Below are 21,818 nucleotides of genomic sequence, written 5' to 3'. Positions count from 1 at the left end.
CAACATAAAACAGCAGAGCTTGTTATGTCGGCATTAAGCCAAATTAAACTGCCATTATCGAAATTAGATTTATTTCATTCAGACCGCGGTAAAGAGTTTGATAATCGGTTATTAGCGGATTGTTTTAAGACATTTAATATCACGCATTCATTAAGCAAGAAAGGATGTCCTTATGACAATGCGGTAGCGGAAGCGACATTTAAAACAATTAAAACGGAATTTGTAAAAGGCCAACGTTTTAACTCAACGGCTGAGTTACAACGCGCTTTTTCTGCTTATGCTTATTGGTATAATCATAAACGATTACATTCTTCGTTAGGCTACTTGCCTCCCGTTGAATTTAAAAAACACTTACCCCTTAATTTTTTTGTTTGAAAATGTGTTGCCATTCCAGTGTTGTTTTTTAGGGTGAAGTTGTAATTTTAGCTGTGTGGTAAGAAATTGGTTAATTTGCTGTTTCCATGCCAATAGTTGTTTAGCCGAATTACCGAGTATAAGAAGGTCATCCATATAACGCACATAACCCTTTATTTTTAATTGGTGTTTTATAAAGTGGTCAAGCGGATTTAAATATAAATTAGCAAAAAGTTGGCTACTTGCAGAACCAATCGGAATCCCTGTATCCGTAGGAGACGAGGCTAACCGTTTATGCTTAGGAATGGTGGCTAATAATGCTTTGCTACCGCTAACAACATAAGCGGATTGAGCGACATTTTGTAGTAATATTTTACTTGATACATAGGCAATTAATGATTGGTTATGGGGTGCATGTTTTTTTAGTAAGGTTAACCAGTTATTGAGTAATGTAGGGCGATGAATTGAGTTGAAATAATTTTGAATATCGAGGTGTAAATAGTAAGTATTATTGGGTCTGCGCATTAATTGTTGTACTCGCTTTACGGCATATAAAGTACCCTTACCAATGCGATTAGAATAAAAGTCTTCAATAAAGTGAGGGCTAATTATAGGCTCAGCTTGGTTTACTAACCAACATTGCAATAATCGGTCACGATAAGCTGGTGCATAGATTTCGCGTAGCTTTGGGTCGCAAACGGCAAAACGTGTATAGGTGCTTGGTTGGTACTTTTGGTTTAGTACATCGCTTGCTAACTCGTTACAGAGTTCAGCAATGTTCAATAGTGATAACGATTTTTGTAAACTTTGTGCGGTTTGTGTGGCTACATTTAATAATTGTTTTGTGAGGTTATTATGCATGATGAATTGCTCAACATTGTTAAATCAACTTTTGTTCGACCTAAAATATTTAATGATTTAGTGACATTATACCAATGCTATTGGCAAACGCATTGTCATTTACCTAAATCGTTTAAATTTACCACCGGCGAAGCGATTTTAACCGAGCTTACAGGAGCAATACGCTTTGCGGTATTGTCTAATATCGTTGACCGAGATAACATCGAAGAATGTCAATCAGCCGTTAAACAGTTACAACTTATTCGTGCTTCGTTAGATGTGATTAAAGGGTTGTTGTGTGTGGGTTGGAAGATGAAAATGATTTCGCACGGTGCTTTTGCTTCATTCAACCAATCCATCGACAACATCCAAAAACAGACTACTGGCTGGCAACGTTGGTTTATGGCGCAGGTGGATGATGAGGATTTGGGTCAAGTTAAATAAGTATTTTTAACTTACATCAAGAACAACATTTTGAATGCTTTAGGTTTTGGTGGTAAATAGCACTATTGAAAAAATAGAAGTAAAACATAAATAAAATCAATATCCTATCGGAGCGATTTTATACCTTTAAAAAGCACCTACCCCATCAACCAAAACTAACCCTATCAATAACGTGCCTTATGGTATCAATACTGTTTTTTGATATATTCGCTAAGTTTGATGGATTTGTTGGATCTTTTTAGCCAAACATAATAACCCGATTTTAATTTGAATAAATTTAAATAATTCGTAATTCTTTTAGTGATAATTTTATAAACGCATAAAAAATAGGTGCAAAAATTAAACCAATCACGCCAAAAAGCGTCTCTAAAAAAAGCATCGCAATTAACAATTCACAGATACCTGCATGAATTTTTGCCCCAACTATTTTTGCATTAAGCACATATTCCATTTTATGAATTAAAATTAAATACACAATAATTACCATTGCAACGGTAAACGATACCGTAAATGCAACAAAAAAGATTAATACATTGACAATCAAATTTCCAATAATTGGAATAAGTCCAAAAACAAATGTGGCTAGCACTAAACTTTTACTAAATGGTAAATGAATACCAAACATAGGCAAAATAATAAATAGCAAAATGGCAGTCATTATCGTATTAAATAATGCAATCACAACTTGAGACATAGCAACATATTGGAATACCACAACTAATCGGTTTAAACTAGCCTTTAACGCTTTAGTTAATGGCCTTTGTGTCACAGAATTATGAACTGTATTACGTTGGTTTTGTTTATAACCTAAAATTAATCCAATAATCATTCCCACAATTAATATGACTAAATCATGAAATACTTTTTTGATAATCGATTGTAAATAAAAAACATGATCTTTAAGATAAACCATAATAGTTGATTCAATTTCATCAATATTATCAGGTAAATAATCGGTAACATTTGACGGTAAACTGTTTATTACATTGTTTACAACTAACCTTATATTGGTTAACGTTTCGGTTGGATGCTTGGCCATATCAACAAACCAAGCAAACAAATACCAAAAGCCACCGATAAAAATACCCATAATCACAGTCGTTAGCACTAATATCGAAATTAATTTTGACTGATGGCTAAACCGTGCCATTTTTCGCGATAAAAAATCATCTAATTTTTGTGTTAACGTATAGGTCAACAACCCCGCTATCACTGCCGGCATTAAATGCACTTGCATTAAAATAATGAAACTAACGGAAAACAGTGCCAGACAAAACAGGCCTAATTTTTGATTATGATTAAGTAACATTGTTGTATTATTTCCTTTAATAATCAATGCAATATATTTAGTAAATATATAAGTTAAAATAAGGATAAAATTATAACAGATGGTTTATTATTCGTCCGCTTATTATTAGTCAAATAAAATAAGCTTGAGATAATATTTTTTATAATAATAAAAATCGAATATTTATAGAGTTGGAATTATAAGGTATCAATATTCCATATGAATTATGCTTAGCCAATATAACTATATTAAAATGGGAGGGATATTTATATAGATAATAAAAAATATTATCTATATAAATCGAATTTGTAGAAATCCCTCGCGTTGTTTACAGTAATTTGAAAAACACTGTAATGAATATCCATAAAAAACAAAATTAACTCCTTATCACAGACAAAAAATATGGCGCTTATATCATAAAGAAAAAATAACGGTCAGTGATTTGACAAAACGCTTTATGGTCAGTCGTCCTACCATTTATAACGTACTAAAAAAGCCCGATTGAAGCTGTTTGTGTCTTTAACCAGTCAGAATGAATGTTATAAAACCATCAACTAGGGTATTAAACGTCTGGTTAAAGTCGAAAAATCGATTGAAGATAAATTAAGACGGCAAGCTAAACGCGATAACAAAACCTATCCGGATGGAATGTTACACGTTGATACCAAAGGTTTACCTTTACTTAAAAATGAAACGAAACAGCAAACGAGAAAATATTTATTTGTTGGCATTGATGATTTTTCACGTGAGCTTTATGCCGGTATTTATCCTGATAAATCCCAATTTAGCTCGGCACAATTTTTACAAAACGATGTGTTAGCCCAGTGTCCTTATACCATTACATGTATTTATTCCGATAACGGGCGTGAATATCAAGGCACCAGCGAACACCTATTTGTTAAAATGAAAGCCGATGAGTAATACGTGTCTGTCAGATTAAGCTTGAGCTACTACAGCTCAATCGTTTTATTAATTTTTATAATACGGTTAAAATCCATAAAGCGATCTTTAGGAAAACGCTTATGCGTTTTTAGAGGATTATTTTAACCATGAGGTGTAAACAATTCGACGTTTTCCTACAACAGGAATACCTGCTTCTGCTTCTTTTAATATCGATACAATTTGGTGTTCAGTTATTTTTTTCATGTTTAAATCCTCTTTTACTTTTTATTATGGAGAATTTTCTACTTTTTTGCTGTACTATTTTAGGGGATAGTTATAGATAACTTTTAAATCTATTGATATCGCCTTTGGACAAAGGCGATTTGTCATATCAGAAAATTTACATCGAATATTAACGATATCAATAATTACTTCTATCGCATTTGATACTAACGGATTGATAAATATTACAATTGCATCTGTAAAACAGTTTAAGGAGTTAGCCGTTAACGGTGGAGATGCAATTGTACTGTTATTAACAAAATAAAGTAGAACTTTCGAAAAGAACATGTTTAATAATCTAGAGAAATCTAGAAAATTAATATGTATTGTCGCTAGTGTTTTTATTTCCGTTAAAACAATTACAACCTTATGTCACAAGAATAGATAATAATACTGTTTATACAGATGTCATCCCATCGTTTATTAAAACAGATATCCCTTGCATTATTGGCGAGAATGTCACTATTGGGCATAATGTTATCCTACATAGTTGCACCATTGAAGATGGTGTATTAATTGGTATGGGTAGTACTATATTAAACAATGCTAAAATTGCAAAAAATTGCCTTGTTGGCGCCAACTCGCTAGTAACACACACCATACCTTATGAAGAAGGTTGTTTAATTATGGGATCACCCGCAAAAATTATCCGCAAATTAACTAAAGCTGAAATTACAGCAAATATCACTAATGCACAACGATATGTACAAAATGGTATAAGATTTAAAACTAGCCTACTTCCTGTTGCATAATAACCCAACAATAAATTGCGTTTTAAACGGTATTGGCTCTGTGAGCAAGCACAATTTATGATAAAATGCTAGCTATTTTAATAGCAATAATTTTTAGGTACTTGTTTGAAAAAGCCCAAAATTACAAAAAAACAGATCATTGCTCAATTGATCCTACTAACAATAATAGGTTTATCTGTTTGTTTATTTCTATCGCAGTTCAGTTACGATCCATCCGATCCAGGTTGGTCTCGTACAGCTTGGCACTATCCTATTAGTAATTTTGGCGGTTATATTGGCGCATACATCTGTGACGTTCTGTTTCAATTTTTAGGCTTTATTGCTTATAGCCTACCTTTTATCGCTATTTTTATTTGTTTACAGTCAATCGTTTATTTTTATAAACATGCTAATGATCCTATAAACTACTTTAGTCTTTCATTTCGGATTATTGGTGTGTTAGCATTTATATTTAGTACTACAGGATTTTTTACTTTAAATATTGCTGATTCTGAACAATTTGAAGCGGGCGGTTATTTAGGTGCGATTGTCATCGAAAGCCTTTTACCAATTATAGATAGCATTACTTTATCCTTAATTCTTCTTGGAACTTGCTTGGCCTGTGTCACATTATTAACTGGATTATCATGGTTGAATCTAATTGAAAAATTAGGTGCTTTTGTCATGATTTTACTACTACCGATTAGATGGTTAATTAAGCCTCGCACAGCCAATAAACTTAAACAACCAGATTCACTAAACGAAAAACCAATAGCACAGACTAATGAGGAAATAAAAGATCCTCAATTTACAATACCTTTTGATACAAAACTAGATAAAAAATCAGATGATGATATCAATATCATTCCAACATCAAATACTATCTCTAGTGTTGAAACAACTCAAAATCAGGCTGGAAATACCATCATATCGGCTGACGATAAAACAATCTCAATAAAAACAACCGATGAATTAATCAATTCATCCCACAAAGATACTCAAGTACCGCAGTCAACAACAGCGCCCCTAACAAGTGATAATCCACCAAATAAAGAGCTCGATCCTAACGAGATTTTATCTTGCCTTGAATCAATTATTCAAAACATGAATGGAAACAAAGCTACTCCAGAGCAAGAGCAAACCTTGTCTTCATCAATAGAACAAATAAAACAGGTAATACAAACACAAAAATCAGAAGAAAAACTACCATTCGATGAACCAGAAAAATACACAATTTCAGATGCACCAAGTAAACCACTGTTTACATCAGTACACAACGAACCCAAAATTAATTTTACTAATGAACAAACACCGTTTGAATCATCCATCAACCTTTCAGCTATAGAAACAACTGAAACCAAACAACCATTTATTCAAGAACCACAGGTTATTACAAGTACAAAAGACACTGCATCTATAGAAGATATAGAAAACATAACAGATACAGAGACTGAAACTGAAATAAAAGAAGTGAAAGCAGACGTAGAGCAACTAGAATATGTTGACACTGAAGCTCTAAAAAAAGCAAATCCAATTATTGACGATATCTATCCTGAAGAAGATCGTGTTGAAGATATTCAACATAATCATTTTAATGAAAATGACGAAGATAGCTTAATTCATCCGTTATTAAGACGTAATGATAAACCGTTACCTAAACCGACTACGCCACTACCGTCACTGAACTTATTAACTGCGCCACCAACAGCTCGAATCGAAGTCGATCATGGTGCCTTAAACGCAATGTCGGAACTGATTGAAAAAAGTTTATCGGATTATCGAGTTAAGGCTAAAGTGGTTGATTATTTACTGGGACCTGTGATTACTCGATTTGAAATTGAACTTGCACCGGGTATCAAAGCGGCACGAATTTCAACGCTAGATCGTGACTTAGCACGATCATTATCAATGCCATCGGTTCGTGTAGTTGAAGTTATTCCGGGAAAACCTTATGTAGGTATAGAATTGCCCAATAAAAATCGTCAAACAGTCTATTTTAGAGAAGTCTTAGACAGCCCTCAATTTAAAGATGCTCAATCGCCGTTAACTGTCGTATTAGGAAAAGATATCGCTGGGCAATCAGTGGTTGCTGATCTTGCTAAAATGCCTCATTTACTTGTTGCTGGTACTACTGGCTCGGGTAAATCAGTTGGTGTTAATGCGATGATTTTAAGCATTTTATATAAATCGCAACCTGAAGATGTCAGGTTTATTATGATTGACCCCAAAATGCTAGAGTTATCTATTTATGAAGGAATACCACATTTATTAACACAAGTGGTTACTGATATGAAAGATGCCGCTAATGCATTAAATTGGTGTGTTAACGAAATGGAACGACGCTATCGTCTAATGTCAGCATTAGGTGTGCGTAATATTGCTGGTTATAACGAAAAAATAAAACTAGCAGAACAAATGGGCAGACCAATTCCCGATCCACTTTGGAAACCAACTGATAGTATGGATCTTAATATGCCGACACTCGAAAAATTACCCTATATTGTGGTTATGGTCGATGAGTTTGCTGATTTGATTATGGCTGTCGGTAAAAAAGTCGAAGAACTAATTGCACGGCTTGCTCAAAAAGCGCGAGCAGCAGGTATTCATCTAGTTTTAGCCACACAACGTCCATCGGTGGATGTCATTACGGGCTTAATCAAAGCGAATATACCAACTCGTATCGCTTTTACAGTATCAAGCAAAATTGATTCTCGCACTATTTTAGATCAAATGGGAGCAGAATCATTACTTGGTATGGGAGATATGCTTTATTTAGCCCCTAATAGCTCCATTCCAATTCGTGTTCACGGTGCATTTGTGCGTGATGAAGAAGTGCACGCCGTTGTGCAAGATTGGAAAGCACGTGGCACACCAAAATACGTTGACAATGTCACAGTTGCGACCGATGATAGTGAAAATGGCAATTCCAACTCGTCAGATGAAGAACTCGATCCATTATTTGACCAAGTTGTTGCTTTTGTCATAGAAACACGAAGAGCTTCTATCTCTAGCGTACAACGAAAATTTAGAATTGGCTACAACCGAGCAGCCCGAATTGTCGAACAAATGGAAGTAGAAGGCATTATTAGCGCCCCAAGTCATAATGGAAATCGGGAAGTACTAGCTGTATCAACACATAACGATTATTAGTTTTATCACACACCAATCCATTTAAAAGAGTGGCTTGGTGTTTACATCATAGCATCATGCAAATTAATTAAATCGAATCCCTATAGGTAACCAATAGTAATGAGTGATTATTCTCAGCAAGTAGCATTATTAGAATTACAACTCAATAATGACCCTAACCGATGTTTACCTGCGCAATTAGCAACTAAAGCATTAATCAAAGAAATTTGCTTATCACCAAAACCCGGATTAGTTGATATGAATAATAGTGGAGCACATCGTGATATGGATTTCCAAACCTTTATTCAAAGTATTAGTGCTATTTGTGTCTGGTTTGAACGTTTTTACCAATATGGTAAAACATCAGCTTTGCATAAAAATCAACTTTTTTTAGCTGGCATTAGACCAATTGGTATTAATTGCGAACAAGCGATGTTTAAAGCCACCAATCAAGTTAATACTCATAAAGGCGGGATATTTGCCTTTGGTTTGCTGCTCGGCGCTATTGGCAAGTTAGAGCAATTAAACTTACCAATCAATATACAAAGCATTTGTAACGAAGTTTCATCCATTTGCCAAGGCATTGTTCAAAGCGAGCTAAAACAAAATAATCTAACAAATTCTGTTGGTGAAAAGCTATTTAAACTCCATAACCTTACAGGAGCAAGAGGAGAAGCAGAATCAGGTTATGCAACAGTTAGAAATATCTCACTGCCTATCTTTCAACAAATGCAAAAGAACGGCTATGATGAAGAAACTTGCTTATTACAAGCGATGTTACATTTACTTGCTTTTAATCAAGACACTAATGTAGTTTCACGAGGTGGACTTGATGGCTTGACCTTTGTCCAAGAACAAGCGAAAAAACTCATCAAACAAGGTGGGGTAATCAATCCCAAAGTACGAGAAAATTTATATCATCTTGACAGTGAATTAATAAAACGTAATTTAAGCCCTGGCGGATCAGCGGATTTAATTGCGATTACTTGGTTTTTATCTCAATATAATGGATAAAACAAGACAATAAAAAGATAAGATTTATTGATATAAAAAGTAATTAAAAATAACAGAATTTAATATTTAACACTATTCTCCAATTAATTTTGGGGCTTTAATATCGGCCCCAATTAATATAACCAAAGATGAGTAATAATTATTGATTAATAAAATAACTCACCTTATGTGCTTCAGTCGGTAATGGAACTTCCCATTTATTTAATAACCGCTGAATTGCTTTATTTGGCAACGTAGTATCTCGTGCCGAATTACGGCGATACAACTCTTTTTCTGGTTGTTCAAGATAGACAATTTCCACATTCGCATGATAAGCATAAAGCAAATCGAGTGCTTTTTGACGCATTTCTTGCGATAAGTGGGTCGCATTCCAAATAAAAGGTTGTTTTGTTCTTAACCACTGTTTAACCTTTGCTAACACAAACTGAATAACTAGCCCTTCGTTTTCACCGTGCTTTAGTCTTAGCTCAGATCTAGCATCATCATAAGAAGCAACATCCCATGTTGGATAATGTTTACTCACCCAACTATTTTTACCCGATGCAGGTAAACCAGCTAGCATAATCACCTTAGATCCTTCTTGAGGATATAATGCATAATCGGGTAATACATTACTACCTCGAAAATATTCGATACGAGTATAATCATCAACAAATTGACGAGGTTGATATAAACACCCTTCTTCAAGTGCCAATTGCCTAAAGAGTTCAACTTCATCAAGCGCTCGGCGTTTATCAGCACAAATACGACCTTCCATATCTGCTTTAGCTTGCAAACACAACATCCAAATAGGCAATTGCCACGATAAGCGGTGAATTAAATATTCGGGTGATTTATTTCTTCCCTCATCACTTAAAGCAAAAAAAGGCACTTGATGTACACTAATGATTCGGCAGATTTGTTCCCGCAAATCAAATGGCACCCCCATTCGCCATAGTAATATACGACTACGGATCTCGCCTTTTTTGGAATGCCGTGGTTGTGTAATTTTACCTGTCAACTCATCTATAACGGTGGTTTCTGGCTTAGCGATATCATGTAATAAAGCAGTCATAAATAATACAAACTGCTCATCTTCTGTTGCGTTGGTAAACTCTTCTTGCGTTAATAATGCACGCACAACCATTTGCGTATGAACCCAAACGTTTCCCTCTCCATGATGCGAGGGATCTTGTGGCGTTATTATCAAACTATTCAATTCAGGAATACAGGTTAACCATGGGCTAAAATCATCTGTTGCCAACGTACTTGCTATTTGTTGTTTTAGTACTTGGTAATTCATAATTTACCCCCGTTTAGGCATCCATTATTCCAATTCACTGTTAATTGAGGTGTATATAACTCAACACCTTGAGCCAATTGGTTTGGAATAAAAGGCTGTTCACTATGATGTTGCCCTGCATCTAAAATCGCCTGAACAAAATCCTGCCTAACCCATTTTAATCGATCAATGGTTTGTTCTTCCGATTCGATTTTAAGATATAACCCTTCCATCAAGTCAGAGTTATCGCATTGTTGCCAAGCTTTGCTTAAGTCAAGCTTTTCACGCATCACGATTTGTTCAAAGCAAGTACGCCAATTAGCGGTTTTAGCCAAAGATGGTCTGACTAACGCCAATAAATCGCTCAATTTAGAAGGTGCAATCCCTGCAAATAGCACAGGTACCGATAAAACAGGACCACCAGCTAATAATTGATGTCGCTTTAGGGTAGATAAAAAACAGTTTTGTTGTCTATCCCAAATATCAAACTCGCAAAAATAGTGCGGTAAAGCATCATAAAAAATAGCATGTTTTTTGTGTAACCATTCACCATAAAGGATATAGCGATCTTCTAAACGCTCAAGTAACCAATATTCATGCACGCAAGCCCAATGCTTTAAAAGGTTAAATTGGCGTTCTCGTGAACCACCTATTAAGTAATGTCCTCGAGATTGAAGCAACAGCTCACCACTAGCTGAAAAACTGATAGCACAGTTTGCTCCGTCAAGTTTTTCTTCAATAACAATATATTGACCAGCTAATTGCTTATAAGGACGTTGTCCATGTTCACTATCACCAAACTGTAAGCGTGAGCTTTCTAGGTGCGGTGTTCGTGGATATTTAATTAATTCTAAATTTTGAATATAAGATTCCATTGTCATAATGTTTTCTCCAAAAAAAATAAGGGAAAACCGACAAGGCAAAAATCTATAGATTGAATTGCAACGAAGGGGCTTAGATAATACTAAGCAAAAGACAATATGATAGAAGATACCAAGTCGGCATTAAGATAAAGTGTTAACTACAGGCATTTTGCCACCTCGCTATAATAAAAAATTCAGGTTAAAAAAACGGCGCTATTATTAACGACTGTTAATTATTTGTCAAGTTTAATTGTAATAATTAATTAAGAAATTAAACCAATAATCGATGGTAAATATTACTTTTGCACTAATCTCTATTACGATTTGAATTCCATTGATTCAAATGATTTTCTACTTAATGAAAAGATAATAATATTCAATAAAGCTGAATTCTTGGGAGTAACTTATGAAGGTAAAAATTGTACAATTTTCCATGACACAATTAGTCATTATTAACATTATAGTTCACCTTTATTATAATATAAAACGGTCAATAAACTGGTTAAACAGCAACAAGATAACAATATGTTAGATTGCTATAAATACCAAAGTTATAGCATTACTATCCCAATCCTAATACCACTTCGTTGTAAGATAAACAGCATATTGATTTTGTCATATCAATTGATAGACCAATTGCGGAAAATCCTTATGATGTTATCAATAAGACCATACTACCACTACACTGAGCTAATGCTAAGGGCGCCTGCTCAAGAAAAAATAATCAAGCTATTATTTACTTATTCACAATACGTCTACACAAGATAAGAAGTAAATGGTTACTTTCCGCCAATTTTCCATTATGTAAATGTAATTCCTAATATTCGATCACAATGCATGATAACCGATGTTTATCTGCCATTAGCATAAAAAAATTGATTATTTAGGTGAATAATCTGTACCAAAATAATGTTCACTAATTTTCGACAACTTGCCATTATTGATAATTTGTTGTATCCCTTGGTTAATATCTTTAATTAACTGTTCACCTTTAGCATCTTTACTGATCAATAAATAACTGTATGGCGAACCAATACGATCAGTATCATCTTGGTTTAATTCTATTATTTTTAGATTAAGATTATATTCAGTAATCAATTGCGATAGCATCACTTTATCGATTAATTGAAAATCATATTGTCCAGTTTCAACATGCTGAAGTACAGGCAATAAATCAGCTTCACTATAAACAATTTTAACAGGATTATTTGGATGTTGTTCATTATATAACTCTAATGCGGTAGCATAATTCAGTCCCGGCGTCACTTCGGTTGATTTGCCATTAAGATCGGTAAACTGTTTAATATTGTTATTTTTTGTTGCAACTGCAATAGCATATTGATTTTTAAAAATAGGATCAGAATAGAAATACTTTTCTTTCCGTTTTTCATTCATGGCAAAATTATTAGCACCTACCTGATAACGCTGCGAATCGAGCCCCGCTAAAACTGATGGAAATTCAGTAATTTCAAAGCTAATCTCATATTGAGGTAGATTTGCAAATATTGCTTTTACCACCTCAATATCATACCCCATTAGCTCACCTTTTTTATCTACCGTGGTGAAAGGACTTGGAGCCCCAGATGTTGCAATAATAATTTTTTCTTTACCTTTTGCTTGCGTATCTTTATTTTGATTATCACAGCCAGTTAAAAATAAAGTTCCTACTACTAAAATATTTAACCACTTTTTGTAATTCATAACACTATTTTCTCCTTAAATTTGGCTTAATCTTGCCAATGGATTGATTGAACTGTTTTTATCTACATTTTAAATAAAACCCATTTTTCTCATTTCAGTTAGATGATCGGATTGATAACGAACCATGCCCGTTTTCATTACTTCAAAGCCTAAATTTTTATAAAACTCGACGGTTTGTGGGTGGGTGTAAAGAATAATATTGCACTGTATTATCTGCTCAACAAGTTTATCAACTATCAGCCTTCCATACTGTAGCCCATGTAGATGTTTTGCCAATGCAATGTTATATATAGCCGCCTGACAAACACCATCAGATAATGCACGCCCAACACCAACAATGCGCTCTTGGTCCAGTAAAAATACAACGGCATAGCTATTACGAAACACTAGTTCTTGCATTTTAGCATCCAATGAACTAAGTCCATAAAAAGCAAGTAAATCTGCGACGTCTTGCCAATTAATACCATCACAATGTTGTTGAATAATAATATTCATTCATACTCCATTTATTAAATTTCATAATCAACTGCCGAATAATGTCTGGCTAAAAAATCTTTGGTTCTTTGCTGAGTTGGATTTGAAAACACTTGCTGCGGTGAACCATCTTCAATGATTTTTCCTTTATCTAAAAATAGCACCCGAGTTGCAATGTCATGAACAAAACTCATTTCATGAGAAACTAAAATCATAGTGATACCTGATTTAGCTGCTATTTTTATTGTTGCTAACACTTCTCCCACTAGCTCAGGATCGAGTGCCGAGGTGGGTTCATCAAGCAACAAAACTTTCGGCTCCATAGCTAATGCTCTGGCAATTGCGACCCGTTGCTGTTGTCCTCCTGATAACTGTTTTGGATAATGATAAATTCGCTCAGCAAGACCGACCTGAACTAGTTTTTCATATGCTATCTGCTTTGCCTTATCCTTTGAGTATTTTTTTACAATCATTAGTCCTTCCATGACATTTTCTAAAGCATTTTTTTGTTGAAATAAATTGAATTGTTGAAACACCATTGCTGTTTGCTGGCGAAAGGCTACTACTTTATGCCGTTTTCTACAGCTGACATCAAATTCAAAATTATCAATACGGATCTTTCCTTGCTGTGGTTTTTCTAATAAATTTAGACAACGTAAAAGTGTCGATTTACCCGCTCCGGATGCTCCAATAATCGCAACAATTTCATGGGGGCGAATGTGAAAGTTAAGTTGATTCAATATAATATTATGATGAAAAGATAATGTTAAATTTTGAACATTAATCATAATAATTTTCCTCGGCGATAACTTGGAGTGTCAACACTTTCAGAAATGGTTAAACGCTTTTCTAAATTTTTTATGATTAGCTCAATAATGATGGTTAATGCCCAATAAATTAAAGCCAATGAGATATAAACTTCAAAATAACGGTAACTATGCCCTGCTAAAGTTTTCCCTCTACCAGTCATTTCAGTCACCGAACAAACAAATGCTAATGATGTGCCTTTTAGTAAACCAATCAGCGCATTCGCTAAATTAGGTAATGCCACAATAAAGGCTTCAGGGATCACAATTCTTCGTAACAATTGGCTATAGGTCATGCCCAATGATTGTGCAGCTTCAATCTGACCTTTATTCACAGACTGTAATGCTGCGCGGATTGTTTCTGAATTATAAGCTGCCTCGTTTAACGAAAAGGCAATTAACACAAAAAACATTGGGGATATACCATTAATATTATAGTGAGTATCATAAAAATAATTGATATAACACAATAAGATAGGAATACCATAAAAGCTTAAATAGAGCTGTACTAATAATGGCGTTCCTCTTATAAAAGAGACAAATACCGTTGCTATTTGTGATAATATCGGTATTTTATTCATTTTGATGATAGCAATAATCAGACCGAGCATTACCCCAAGTAACATTGAGAAAAAAGTAATAAAAAGTGTTACAGGTAAATAAGCAAGTAACATTGGGATTTGAGTAAAGATTAATCCAATATCTAATATATTTGGCATTATAATTATCCCATTAATTAAATTAGTGACTTGAACTAAACTGTTTATCTCGGTTATGTGGTGTATGCCAATTACTCACATCTGGACCTAAGGGTAAAATATCATAAGGATTATGCGCATTATCACCCAAAAAATAGCCTTTCTTTATTGCTTCAAAATCAGTAGTTTCACCAAAAGCAGGGATTTGATAAAGGTCTCGAGCATAAGCCCACAAGTTAGGGTAGTCGATAATTCGATTACGATTGGTTTTAAAAGCACAATAGTAGGCAACATCAAATCGAGCTAATGTCACATAGAGGCGAATATCAGAATCAGTTATCTTATCACCAAATAAGTAACGTGACTGACTCAAACGCTGTTCTAACTTATCCAATTGATTAAAAACAAGGTTGTATGCATCTTCATAAGCTTTTTGCGAACGTGCAAAACCTGCTTTATACACACCATTATTCACTTCATGGAATATCACATGATTTAGTTCATCAATATCCGTTCGTAATTTTTCTGGATAAAGGTCAGGTGCACCCTTTTTATGGAAAGGTTTAAATGCGGTTTCCCAATAATAGGTCAGTTTAAAATAATCATTATTAACGACTTTGCCTGTTTTTACATCGACAACCGTTGGCACTGTCGCCCTGCCGTTATACTCACGATCAGTTAAAGCGTAGATTTCAGGTAGATAACGAATACCTAGTACAGGATCAACACCGCTAGCATCAAGCGAAAATTCCCAGCCATTAGAAGTTCTAATCGGACTTACTTTACCGATACTAATTACATCTTCTAATCCCAATAATTTAATAGCAATCATTGAGCGATGCGCCCAAGGGCAAATAGCCGCCCAAATTAAGCGATAACGGCCTGCTTCAACCGGTAGCTGTCCAGGTTCATCGCCAAATGGTGTAATAAAGCGATTTGTCTGGCGAACAAATGCTCCATTTTTGTCAATCTCATTATTTTCAGTAGTAACGATCTTTCCTACCACTAAAGACATACGCTTACTCCTTATTTTTTTGTACCGCAAAATTTTAACTATTTGGCAACTAGGTGGGTTAAATTTAGCATCAAATATTTTGCAGTTAAAATAACAAATAAGCATATTTATATAATTATCAATTATATAGAAGATAAGCCACTATATGAAAATTATCTTAACTTAAATATTTATTTTCCTAACCGTCTATATAATCTTTCTGGTCGTCCAATTTTTCCATGATTAAGCTCTACCATTAGTAATTTGATTTGGACACAATATTCTAAATACCGCCGTGCGGTTGTTTTACTAATGTTGGCCTTTTCTACAATTTCGTCAACGGTGAGTGCTTTATCGGTTTGCATAAATAGGTCTTTGACTTTTTGTAGTGTGATTTCTTCAATACCTTTTGAGCGGCGATTCATGTTAACAAAGTCTTTGGTTTGTAAGTTGAACAGTTCGTCAATTTTGCGTTGATTGACGTGTTTTTGTAGGCTTTGTCGGTATAAAAATAGTTCAAAACGCTCAAGCGAGTGTTTTAATCGTTGATAAGAGACGGGTTTAATCAAATAATCAAAAGCACCATAACGAATTGCTTTGCTGCAAGTATCCATGTCGCTTGCTGCGGTAATAAAAATAACATAACTGTCTAGCTGGTTATTGATTATGTATTCAAATAATTCTATTCCCTGTCCATCTGGTAAATAGTTATCAAGCAAAATTAAAGTTGGTTTTAGCTTTTCAACCATGATTTTGGCTTCGTCTAAATTTGATGCGATGCCAATGACTTTGACTTTGGTATCTTTTTGAATAAACTCTGCATTCAATTCGGCTAATATTGGTTCGTCTTCGACAATAAGTACTTTAATGGCGTTTTCTTGAAATTCGTTCATACAATTACCTTCCTATTATTTGGGAATAAATACAGAAAAAATTGTTCCATACGGAGTATTATCTTCAAATGTAATATAACCATTAGCTTTTTTTATGTAGGTTGAAACAAGATGTAAACCAATACCATGCTCTTTACCTTCTTGAGAGGTAACTCCAGGTTCAAAGATAGAGCTACGAATACCTTGATCGATCCCACAACCTTGGTCGCTAATTTCAAGGACGATTTCGTTTGTTGCGTCACTAAGATATAAGTAAATTGTTTTATCGCCATCTTTGTTTTTTAGGCTAGCGTTGAAAGCATTATCAAGTAAATTACCTAAAATTGACATAAATTCTGTTTCGGTGATAAGTGACGGTAATGCACTTAATTGGCATGCGGGGTCAAATATGAGCTTTAGACCGATTTCGTGCGCTTTTGAATATTTGCCAATGAGTAATCCGCAAATCGCGGGGATTTGAATATTTTCGGTAATAAAATCCAGATTATTTTGGTTATCAGCAGACTGTAAGGCGATAAATGATTGCGCTTCTGCATACCGTTTCATATAAATCAATCCTGATAACGTTGCCAACCAGTTAAGATGTTCATGCCTAATAGCACGCAGATTATCGACATATTGTGTTACTTGCGTTAGTTGCATGCTCAGTAGATTGATGTCGTTAAAATTACGAAATGTGATAACCCAACCCTGGATTTTTTCGTCTACAATAATACGGATTCTATTGGCAATAACGCTAATATTGTTAAAGTAACAGATGTGGTCATGTATATCTTGATGTTGATTATCCTTGCCATAAATAAAATCGTTAGATTTTATAAAATCACTTAATTTGTGGTTGATTAAGGAATCATCGTTGTAGCTAATTTCTAACATGCATCTGGCCGATTGGTTAATATTGATTATTTTATAATTAAGATCGATTGCGATAACGCCTTCAAAAATCGACTCCATGATCGACTTTTGGCTTTTTACGAGTAGTGCAATTGCTTTAGGTTCTAGATTCAGCATCTGATTTTTAATCGCTTTTGAAAAAAAGTATGAAAAAATAAATAATGCTAAAAACAATAACGAACAAAAAACAATAAACGGTATAAATTGCTTTATACGCAATGCATAAATATCATCAATCAGATAACCAACTGAAACAATTCCTATAACTTTACCATGTTCAATAATTGGCGCTTTACCCCTTAGTGCTAACCCTAAAGATCCTTCGCTAATGGTGATACTACTATTGCCATTAAGCACCTCTCGATTATCATTACCTATCATGGGCGAAAATAAAGATCTACCAGATGTATGAAATAGGCGATTTGCATTCATATCGCCAATAACAATATAGCTTGCATCACTTTGTTCAAATATTTCCTTAATTAAAATGGCTATTTTATTAATGTCTTTGTCTTGGACATATTGAATTAAATTTGGTAAGACAGATAACTCTTTTGCCTGAATTTGAGCCTTTTCGCCTAGGCTTCTGTATAAATTGGTTTCTGTTATATTCCAAATGTAGCTTTGTAATAACGCAAGAACAGTCAACGAAAACAACAAAAGCGATAAAAAAAGCTTTGTTGTAAACGATAATTGGAGTTTTTTTTGCATTTTTACATGATTATCTATTTGTATTAAGTTGAAATAAGTGTAACACAGCATTAAAAAACATAGATCCTTTAAAACCATAAAAACCACAGTTAATTTATGATTTATATCACAAAAAATTAATTAATTTTTTGTAAAGATAGCCGCCATTGATTTCGAATAAATAAAATCATTTTTGGAGAAAAAATACATGGTGGATTTCAATTCAATTGGAAAAACGCATAATGAAGAAAAATCAACAATTAATCATATAGAAGAAAAACAAACAGGGTGGCCATATAACTGGTGGCGACTGATGGACAATTATAAAATTGGTGTCATTCCACTTCCATTATTTATTATTGCCGGTATTCTTATTTGTTTAGAAGTGTTAGTAACAGGTAAATTACCTAGCGAAATCGTTGTAATGGTGGTAACTTGTGCTTTCTTTGGTTTTTTATGTGGCGAGATAGGTAAACGCTTACCGATTGTTGGGAAAATGGGTGCAGCTGCAATTTGTGCAACGTTTATTCCATCTGCACTAGTTTATTATGGTATTTTGCCTAAACCCGTTGTTGAAGCAACAACTAAATTCTATAAAGATACCCATATCCTTTACTTATATATTTGCTGTATTATCGTGGGTAGTATTATGAATATGGATAAGCGAACACTTATCCAAGGCTTCTTAAGAATCTTTGCGCCAATGCTTTGTGGTGAAATTGTTGGTATGATCGTTGGTGTTTCTGTTGGTTATTTACTTGGTTTAACTCCGTTTGAAACATTTTTCTTCTTAGTATTACCAATTATGGCTGGTGGTGTTGGTGAAGGTGCTATTCCTCTTTCAATCGGTTATGCGACAATTTTAGGTATGGAACAAGGCGATGCGCTTGGTCGCGTGTTACCAATTGTTATGCTTGGTGGTTTAACAGGTATTATCTGTGGTGGTATTCTTAACCGTATTGGTAAAGCTTATCCGCATTTAACTGGTAACGGTCGTTTATTACCTGCTTCTAAAGATGATCACTCAATGAACAAAAAAAATACTAAAACTGAAATGGCAATAGACGTTACAACATTTGCTTCAGGTGTTTTACTAGCAGCTATCCTTTATATGGTAGGTATGATTGGTCACAAATTAATCGGCCTTCCAGCACCAGTTGGGATGTTATTTGCTGCCGTTTTTGTTAAGCTAGTATCAGGTGTTTCACCAAAAGTATTGAGCGGTTCACAAGTTGTTTATAAATTTTTCCAAACATCTGTAACTTATCCTATTTTATTTGCAGTAGGTGTGGCAATTACTCCTTGGGAAAAAATTGTTGATGCTTTCACTATTACTAACTTAATTGTTATTGTTTGTACTGTTGTGAGCTTAGTGACTACTGGTTTCTTTGTGTCAAAAGCGCTTGGTATGTATCCAGTTGATGCTGCGGTTATATCTTGTTGTCAAAGTGGTCAAGGCGGAACAGGTGACGTGGCAATTCTAACTGCTGCCGAACGTATGGAATTAATGCCATTTGCACAAATTGCAACGCGTATTGGTGGCGCAATCAATGTGTCTGTATCATTACTCATTTTGGGCAATTTCTTAGTATAGATTTTACATTTCAAAAAACAACCTTAGTTTATACTAGGGTTGTTTATTTTATAGTTACAATTAGTACAAACAGCTTTTAAGGAGTTTTCATGAAGCTTATCAGTTATCTTGTCTCTGGTAGAGCAAGTTTTGGTCTTCTTACTCACAATGGCATTGTTGATTTGAAACAAAAATTAGGTGATAAATACGCTGATTTAAAATCACTACTCGCTGATGATCAAGGATTAGCTATTGCCAAAACCTATCTCGATGCCCCAAGCGACATTGATGAACAAGATATTACTTATTTACCTGTTATTCCAAATCCAAATAAGATTTTATGTGTTGGTATGAATTACGCTGAAAAACGCGCTGAATTTAATGAAACCAGTTCAGCTCCAACACTTTTTGTTCGTTTCCCTGATTCTCAAACAGGTCATAAAACTAATATTATTAAACCTGCTATCACTAATGAATTAGATTATGAAGGTGAATTAGCTATTATCATTGGGAAAGCAGGTTTTCGTATTAGCCAAGAAGATGCGCTATCTTATGTAGCAGGTTATAGCTGTTATATGGATGGTTCAATTCGTGACTGGCAATACACTTGGTTTACCGCAGGTAAGAACTGGCCAAGCACGGGAGCATTTGGTCCATGTATTACAACAAGTGATGAGATCCCAGATCCAACAGTATTATCGTTAACCACTTATTTAAATGGTCAAGAAATGCAACATGATTCAGTCAAAAATCTGGTGCATACTGTTCCTGAGTTAATTTCTTATATTAGTACATTTACTCATTTATCACCTGGTGATGTAATTTTAACTGGTTCACCAGGCGGTGTGGGGAAAAAACGTAATCCTCCTGTGTTTATGCAAAATGGTGATACAATAGAAGTTGAAATAACTGGGATTGGTCGTTTAACCAATTATATAGTCGCTGAAAAAGGGTAAATTTATGTACGATTTGGTTGATTATGCCGTTGTTGATATTTCTAAATCTGAGCAAGATTATCAAGAAATTAAGCAGTTATTATTACGTTCTGATCTTAATTTAGATTCACAAGTGACTATTTTTATCGTTGCTAAAGTTAATACTAAAATTATAGCTTGTGCAGGTATTGAGCGTGATATTATTAAATGTGTTGCTATTGATTCTGATTATCGCGGTAATCAACTAAATCTAACTTTAATGGATCACGCCATAAAATATGCCAACGATAATGGCTATTTTCACCTTTTTTTATATACTAAGCCTGAAAATATTGACTTTTTTAAAGGATGTGGCTTTTACCCTATTGTAGAAATTACCGATCTGGTCGTCCTTATGGAAAACACCCCTGTTGGTATTAAACAGTATTGTAAAAAACTCAATATACAGCAAAAAGAAGGGGGGAAAATTGGCAGTATTGTGATGAATGCCAACCCTTTTACAAAAGGACATCAGTATCTTGTGCAATATGCAGCGAGCCAATGTGACTGGTTGCATGTTTTTGTTGTTAATGAAAATGCCTCGCTATTTTCATTTGATACACGCTTAAAGTTAGTTAAAGATGGCACAAGACAAATAAAAAATGTTACAGTGCATGCAAGCTCGCCTTATATCATTTCAAGAGCTACGTTTCCTACTTATTTTTTAAAAGATAAGACAAAAATAGATCAAGCTTATATGGGGATTGATCTTCTTATATTCCGAAATTATATTGCGCCAGCGCTTAACATTACCTATCGATTTGTTGGGACTGAACCTTATGATGAAGTGACGAAAGCTTATAATGAAGCAATGCGCTATTGGCTTGAAGATAAAAAAGTCACTGCTCAATCAGTGATAAATGTGGTTGAAGTTCCACGAATAACCGAAGACGATACTATTGTATCGGCCTCATTAGTGAGGAAATTATTAGCATCTAAGCAATATGAGCAGGTAAAAAAACTAGTTCCACCAACAACGTGGGATTACCTTTCAGCTAATTTGGATCAATTTAAAATTTAATACATTTTAAAA

20 protein-coding genes and 1 pseudogene are annotated in these 21,818 nt (G+C 34.4%); 10 read left to right on the top strand and 11 right to left on the bottom strand.

What is annotated here, in order from left to right:
- Positions 1-375: integrase core domain-containing protein (locus A9G35_RS10390; protein WP_141673858.1), on the top strand; the 375-nt coding region annotated here is incomplete at its 5' end.
- On the opposite strand, the gene A9G35_RS10385 is transcribed toward A9G35_RS10390, so the two are convergent.
- A complete protein-coding gene (locus A9G35_RS10385) occupies positions 352-1,215 on the bottom strand; it encodes an RNA-directed DNA polymerase (protein WP_065636800.1) in 864 nt (287 codons plus the stop codon). The two genes, A9G35_RS10390 and A9G35_RS10385, sit on opposite strands and share 24 nt — an antisense overlap.
- Here A9G35_RS10385 and A9G35_RS10380 point away from each other — a divergent pair.
- A complete protein-coding gene (locus A9G35_RS10380; protein WP_065636799.1) occupies positions 1,210-1,638 on the top strand; it encodes a four helix bundle protein in 429 nt (142 codons plus the stop codon). The two genes, A9G35_RS10385 and A9G35_RS10380, sit on opposite strands and share 6 nt — an antisense overlap.
- 277 nt (positions 1,639-1,915) lie before the next feature.
- Here A9G35_RS10380 and A9G35_RS10375 read toward each other — a convergent pair whose 3' ends face one another.
- Positions 1,916-2,947 carry an AI-2E family transporter gene (locus A9G35_RS10375; protein ID WP_065636798.1) on the bottom strand — a complete coding sequence of 344 codons (1,032 nt, stop codon included), beginning with the start codon at positions 2,945-2,947 and terminating at the stop codon, positions 1,916-1,918.
- Between the two features lie 379 nt (positions 2,948-3,326).
- Between A9G35_RS10375 and A9G35_RS14190 the strand changes: the two genes are divergently transcribed.
- The 5 genes from A9G35_RS14190 to citG all read left to right on the top strand — a co-directional run bounded on the left by A9G35_RS14190 (position 3,327) and on the right by citG (position 8,964).
- A complete protein-coding gene (locus tag A9G35_RS14190) occupies positions 3,327-3,431 on the top strand; it encodes an HTH domain-containing protein (RefSeq protein ID WP_141673859.1) in 105 nt (34 codons plus the stop codon).
- Positions 3,432-3,574: 143 nt separating this feature from the next.
- The gene (locus tag A9G35_RS13280) at positions 3,575-3,847 is read left to right on the top strand and encodes a DDE-type integrase/transposase/recombinase (protein WP_065636797.1); all 273 of its coding nucleotides are present in this window, start codon (positions 3,575-3,577) and stop codon (positions 3,845-3,847) included.
- A gap of 578 nt (positions 3,848-4,425) precedes the next feature.
- Entirely contained in the window at positions 4,426-4,842 is a 417-nt protein-coding gene (locus tag A9G35_RS10365) for a gamma carbonic anhydrase family protein (RefSeq protein ID WP_065609079.1), read from the top strand.
- 105 nt (positions 4,843-4,947) lie between these two features.
- The gene (locus A9G35_RS14185; RefSeq protein ID WP_081300200.1) at positions 4,948-7,971 is read left to right on the top strand and encodes a DNA translocase FtsK 4TM domain-containing protein; all 3,024 of its coding nucleotides are present in this window, start codon (positions 4,948-4,950) and stop codon (positions 7,969-7,971) included.
- Positions 7,972-8,070: 99 nt separating this feature from the next.
- Positions 8,071-8,964, top strand: a complete 894-nt coding sequence (gene citG, locus A9G35_RS10355; RefSeq protein ID WP_065636796.1) for a triphosphoribosyl-dephospho-CoA synthase CitG — start codon at positions 8,071-8,073, stop codon at positions 8,962-8,964.
- A 139-nt stretch (positions 8,965-9,103) separates the two neighbouring features.
- Here the strand turns inward: citG and A9G35_RS10350 are convergent, their stop codons facing one another.
- The 9 genes from A9G35_RS10350 to A9G35_RS10310 all read right to left on the bottom strand — a co-directional run bounded on the left by A9G35_RS10350 (position 9,104) and on the right by A9G35_RS10310 (position 18,259).
- Entirely contained in the window at positions 9,104-10,246 is a 1,143-nt protein-coding gene (locus tag A9G35_RS10350) for an AAA family ATPase (RefSeq protein ID WP_065636795.1), read from the bottom strand.
- On the bottom strand, positions 10,243-11,106 hold the full coding sequence (locus A9G35_RS10345) for an RNA ligase family protein (protein ID WP_176701420.1): 864 nt from the start codon (positions 11,104-11,106) through the stop codon (positions 10,243-10,245). Before A9G35_RS10345 ends, A9G35_RS10350 begins: the two co-directional genes overlap by 4 nt.
- Positions 11,107-11,967: 861 nt before the next feature.
- Positions 11,968-12,789 carry a transporter substrate-binding domain-containing protein gene (locus tag A9G35_RS10340; RefSeq protein ID WP_065636794.1) on the bottom strand — a complete coding sequence of 274 codons (822 nt, stop codon included), beginning with the start codon at positions 12,787-12,789 and terminating at the stop codon, positions 11,968-11,970.
- 69 nt (positions 12,790-12,858) lie between these two features.
- A complete protein-coding gene (locus tag A9G35_RS10335; protein WP_065636793.1) occupies positions 12,859-13,284 on the bottom strand; it encodes a GNAT family N-acetyltransferase in 426 nt (141 codons plus the stop codon).
- Between the two features lie 14 nt (positions 13,285-13,298).
- Positions 13,299-14,051, bottom strand: coding sequence for an amino acid ABC transporter ATP-binding protein (locus tag A9G35_RS10330; protein WP_065636792.1), 753 nt, complete (start codon positions 14,049-14,051; stop codon positions 13,299-13,301).
- Positions 14,048-14,788, bottom strand: coding sequence for an amino acid ABC transporter permease (locus A9G35_RS10325; protein WP_065636791.1), 741 nt, complete (start codon positions 14,786-14,788; stop codon positions 14,048-14,050). The genes A9G35_RS10330 and A9G35_RS10325 overlap by 4 nt, the downstream gene beginning before the upstream one ends.
- Before the next feature lie 22 nt (positions 14,789-14,810).
- On the bottom strand, positions 14,811-15,782 hold the full coding sequence (locus A9G35_RS10320; RefSeq protein WP_065636790.1) for a glutathione S-transferase family protein: 972 nt from the start codon (positions 15,780-15,782) through the stop codon (positions 14,811-14,813).
- A gap of 170 nt (positions 15,783-15,952) precedes the next feature.
- Positions 15,953-16,654 (bottom strand): response regulator, encoded by a 702-nt coding sequence (locus A9G35_RS10315; RefSeq protein WP_065636789.1) that lies wholly within the window; start codon positions 16,652-16,654, stop codon positions 15,953-15,955.
- A 15-nt stretch (positions 16,655-16,669) separates the two neighbouring features.
- Positions 16,670-18,259, bottom strand: a complete 1,590-nt coding sequence (locus A9G35_RS10310; protein WP_065636803.1) for an ATP-binding protein — start codon at positions 18,257-18,259, stop codon at positions 16,670-16,672.
- 280 nt (positions 18,260-18,539) lie between these two features.
- Between A9G35_RS10310 and A9G35_RS10305 the strand changes: the two are divergent.
- The 3 genes and pseudogenes from A9G35_RS10305 to citC all read left to right on the top strand — a co-directional run.
- A pseudogene (locus A9G35_RS10305) lies at positions 18,540-19,832 on the top strand (2-hydroxycarboxylate transporter family protein); the annotation flags it as partial.
- Between the two features lie 89 nt (positions 19,833-19,921).
- A complete protein-coding gene (locus A9G35_RS10300; RefSeq protein ID WP_065636788.1) occupies positions 19,922-20,767 on the top strand; it encodes a fumarylacetoacetate hydrolase family protein in 846 nt (281 codons plus the stop codon).
- Between the two features lie 4 nt (positions 20,768-20,771).
- Positions 20,772-21,806 carry a [citrate (pro-3S)-lyase] ligase gene (gene citC / locus A9G35_RS10295; RefSeq protein ID WP_065636787.1) on the top strand — a complete coding sequence of 345 codons (1,035 nt, stop codon included), beginning with the start codon at positions 20,772-20,774 and terminating at the stop codon, positions 21,804-21,806.
- The last annotated feature ends 12 nt before the right edge of the window (positions 21,807-21,818 follow it).

It is taken from the genome of Gilliamella sp. Choc5-1, assembly GCF_001690595.1.
GTDB lineage: Bacteria > Pseudomonadota > Gammaproteobacteria > Enterobacterales > Orbaceae > Gilliamella > Gilliamella apicola_M.
The sequence above is the reverse complement of the archived record's forward strand: the minus strand, read 5'-3'. Positions and strand labels throughout refer to the sequence as shown.

What these genes read in the sequence shown, in the direction of transcription:
- A9G35_RS10345 (WP_176701420.1), bottom strand. Translation starts at nt 11,106, where the DNA reads ATGACAATGGAATCTTATATTCAAAATTTAGAATTAATTAAATATCCA.
- A9G35_RS10325 (WP_065636791.1), bottom strand. Translation starts at nt 14,788, where the DNA reads ATGCCAAATATATTAGATATTGGATTAATCTTTACTCAAATCCCAATG.
- A9G35_RS10315 (WP_065636789.1), bottom strand. Translation starts at nt 16,654, where the DNA reads ATGAACGAATTTCAAGAAAACGCCATTAAAGTACTTATTGTCGAAGAC.
- A9G35_RS10330 (WP_065636792.1), bottom strand. Translation starts at nt 14,051, where the DNA reads ATGATTAATGTTCAAAATTTAACATTATCTTTTCATCATAATATTATA.
- A9G35_RS10310 (WP_065636803.1), bottom strand. Translation starts at nt 18,259, where the DNA reads ATGCAAAAAAAACTCCAATTATCGTTTACAACAAAGCTTTTTTTATCG.
- A9G35_RS10300 (WP_065636788.1), top strand. Translation starts at nt 19,922, where the DNA reads ATGAAGCTTATCAGTTATCTTGTCTCTGGTAGAGCAAGTTTTGGTCTT.
- A9G35_RS10375 (WP_065636798.1), bottom strand. Translation starts at nt 2,947, where the DNA reads ATGTTACTTAATCATAATCAAAAATTAGGCCTGTTTTGTCTGGCACTG.
- citC (WP_065636787.1), top strand. Translation starts at nt 20,772, where the DNA reads ATGTACGATTTGGTTGATTATGCCGTTGTTGATATTTCTAAATCTGAG.
- A9G35_RS10340 (WP_065636794.1), bottom strand. Translation starts at nt 12,789, where the DNA reads ATGAATTACAAAAAGTGGTTAAATATTTTAGTAGTAGGAACTTTATTT.
- A9G35_RS10320 (WP_065636790.1), bottom strand. Translation starts at nt 15,782, where the DNA reads ATGTCTTTAGTGGTAGGAAAGATCGTTACTACTGAAAATAATGAGATT.
- citG (WP_065636796.1), top strand. Translation starts at nt 8,071, where the DNA reads ATGAGTGATTATTCTCAGCAAGTAGCATTATTAGAATTACAACTCAAT.
- A9G35_RS10350 (WP_065636795.1), bottom strand. Translation starts at nt 10,246, where the DNA reads ATGAATTACCAAGTACTAAAACAACAAATAGCAAGTACGTTGGCAACA.
- A9G35_RS10335 (WP_065636793.1), bottom strand. Translation starts at nt 13,284, where the DNA reads ATGAATATTATTATTCAACAACATTGTGATGGTATTAATTGGCAAGAC.
- A9G35_RS10380 (WP_065636799.1), top strand. Translation starts at nt 1,210, where the DNA reads ATGCATGATGAATTGCTCAACATTGTTAAATCAACTTTTGTTCGACCT.
- A9G35_RS13280 (WP_065636797.1), top strand. Translation starts at nt 3,575, where the DNA reads ATGTTACACGTTGATACCAAAGGTTTACCTTTACTTAAAAATGAAACG.
- A9G35_RS10385 (WP_065636800.1), bottom strand. Translation starts at nt 1,215, where the DNA reads ATGCATAATAACCTCACAAAACAATTATTAAATGTAGCCACACAAACC.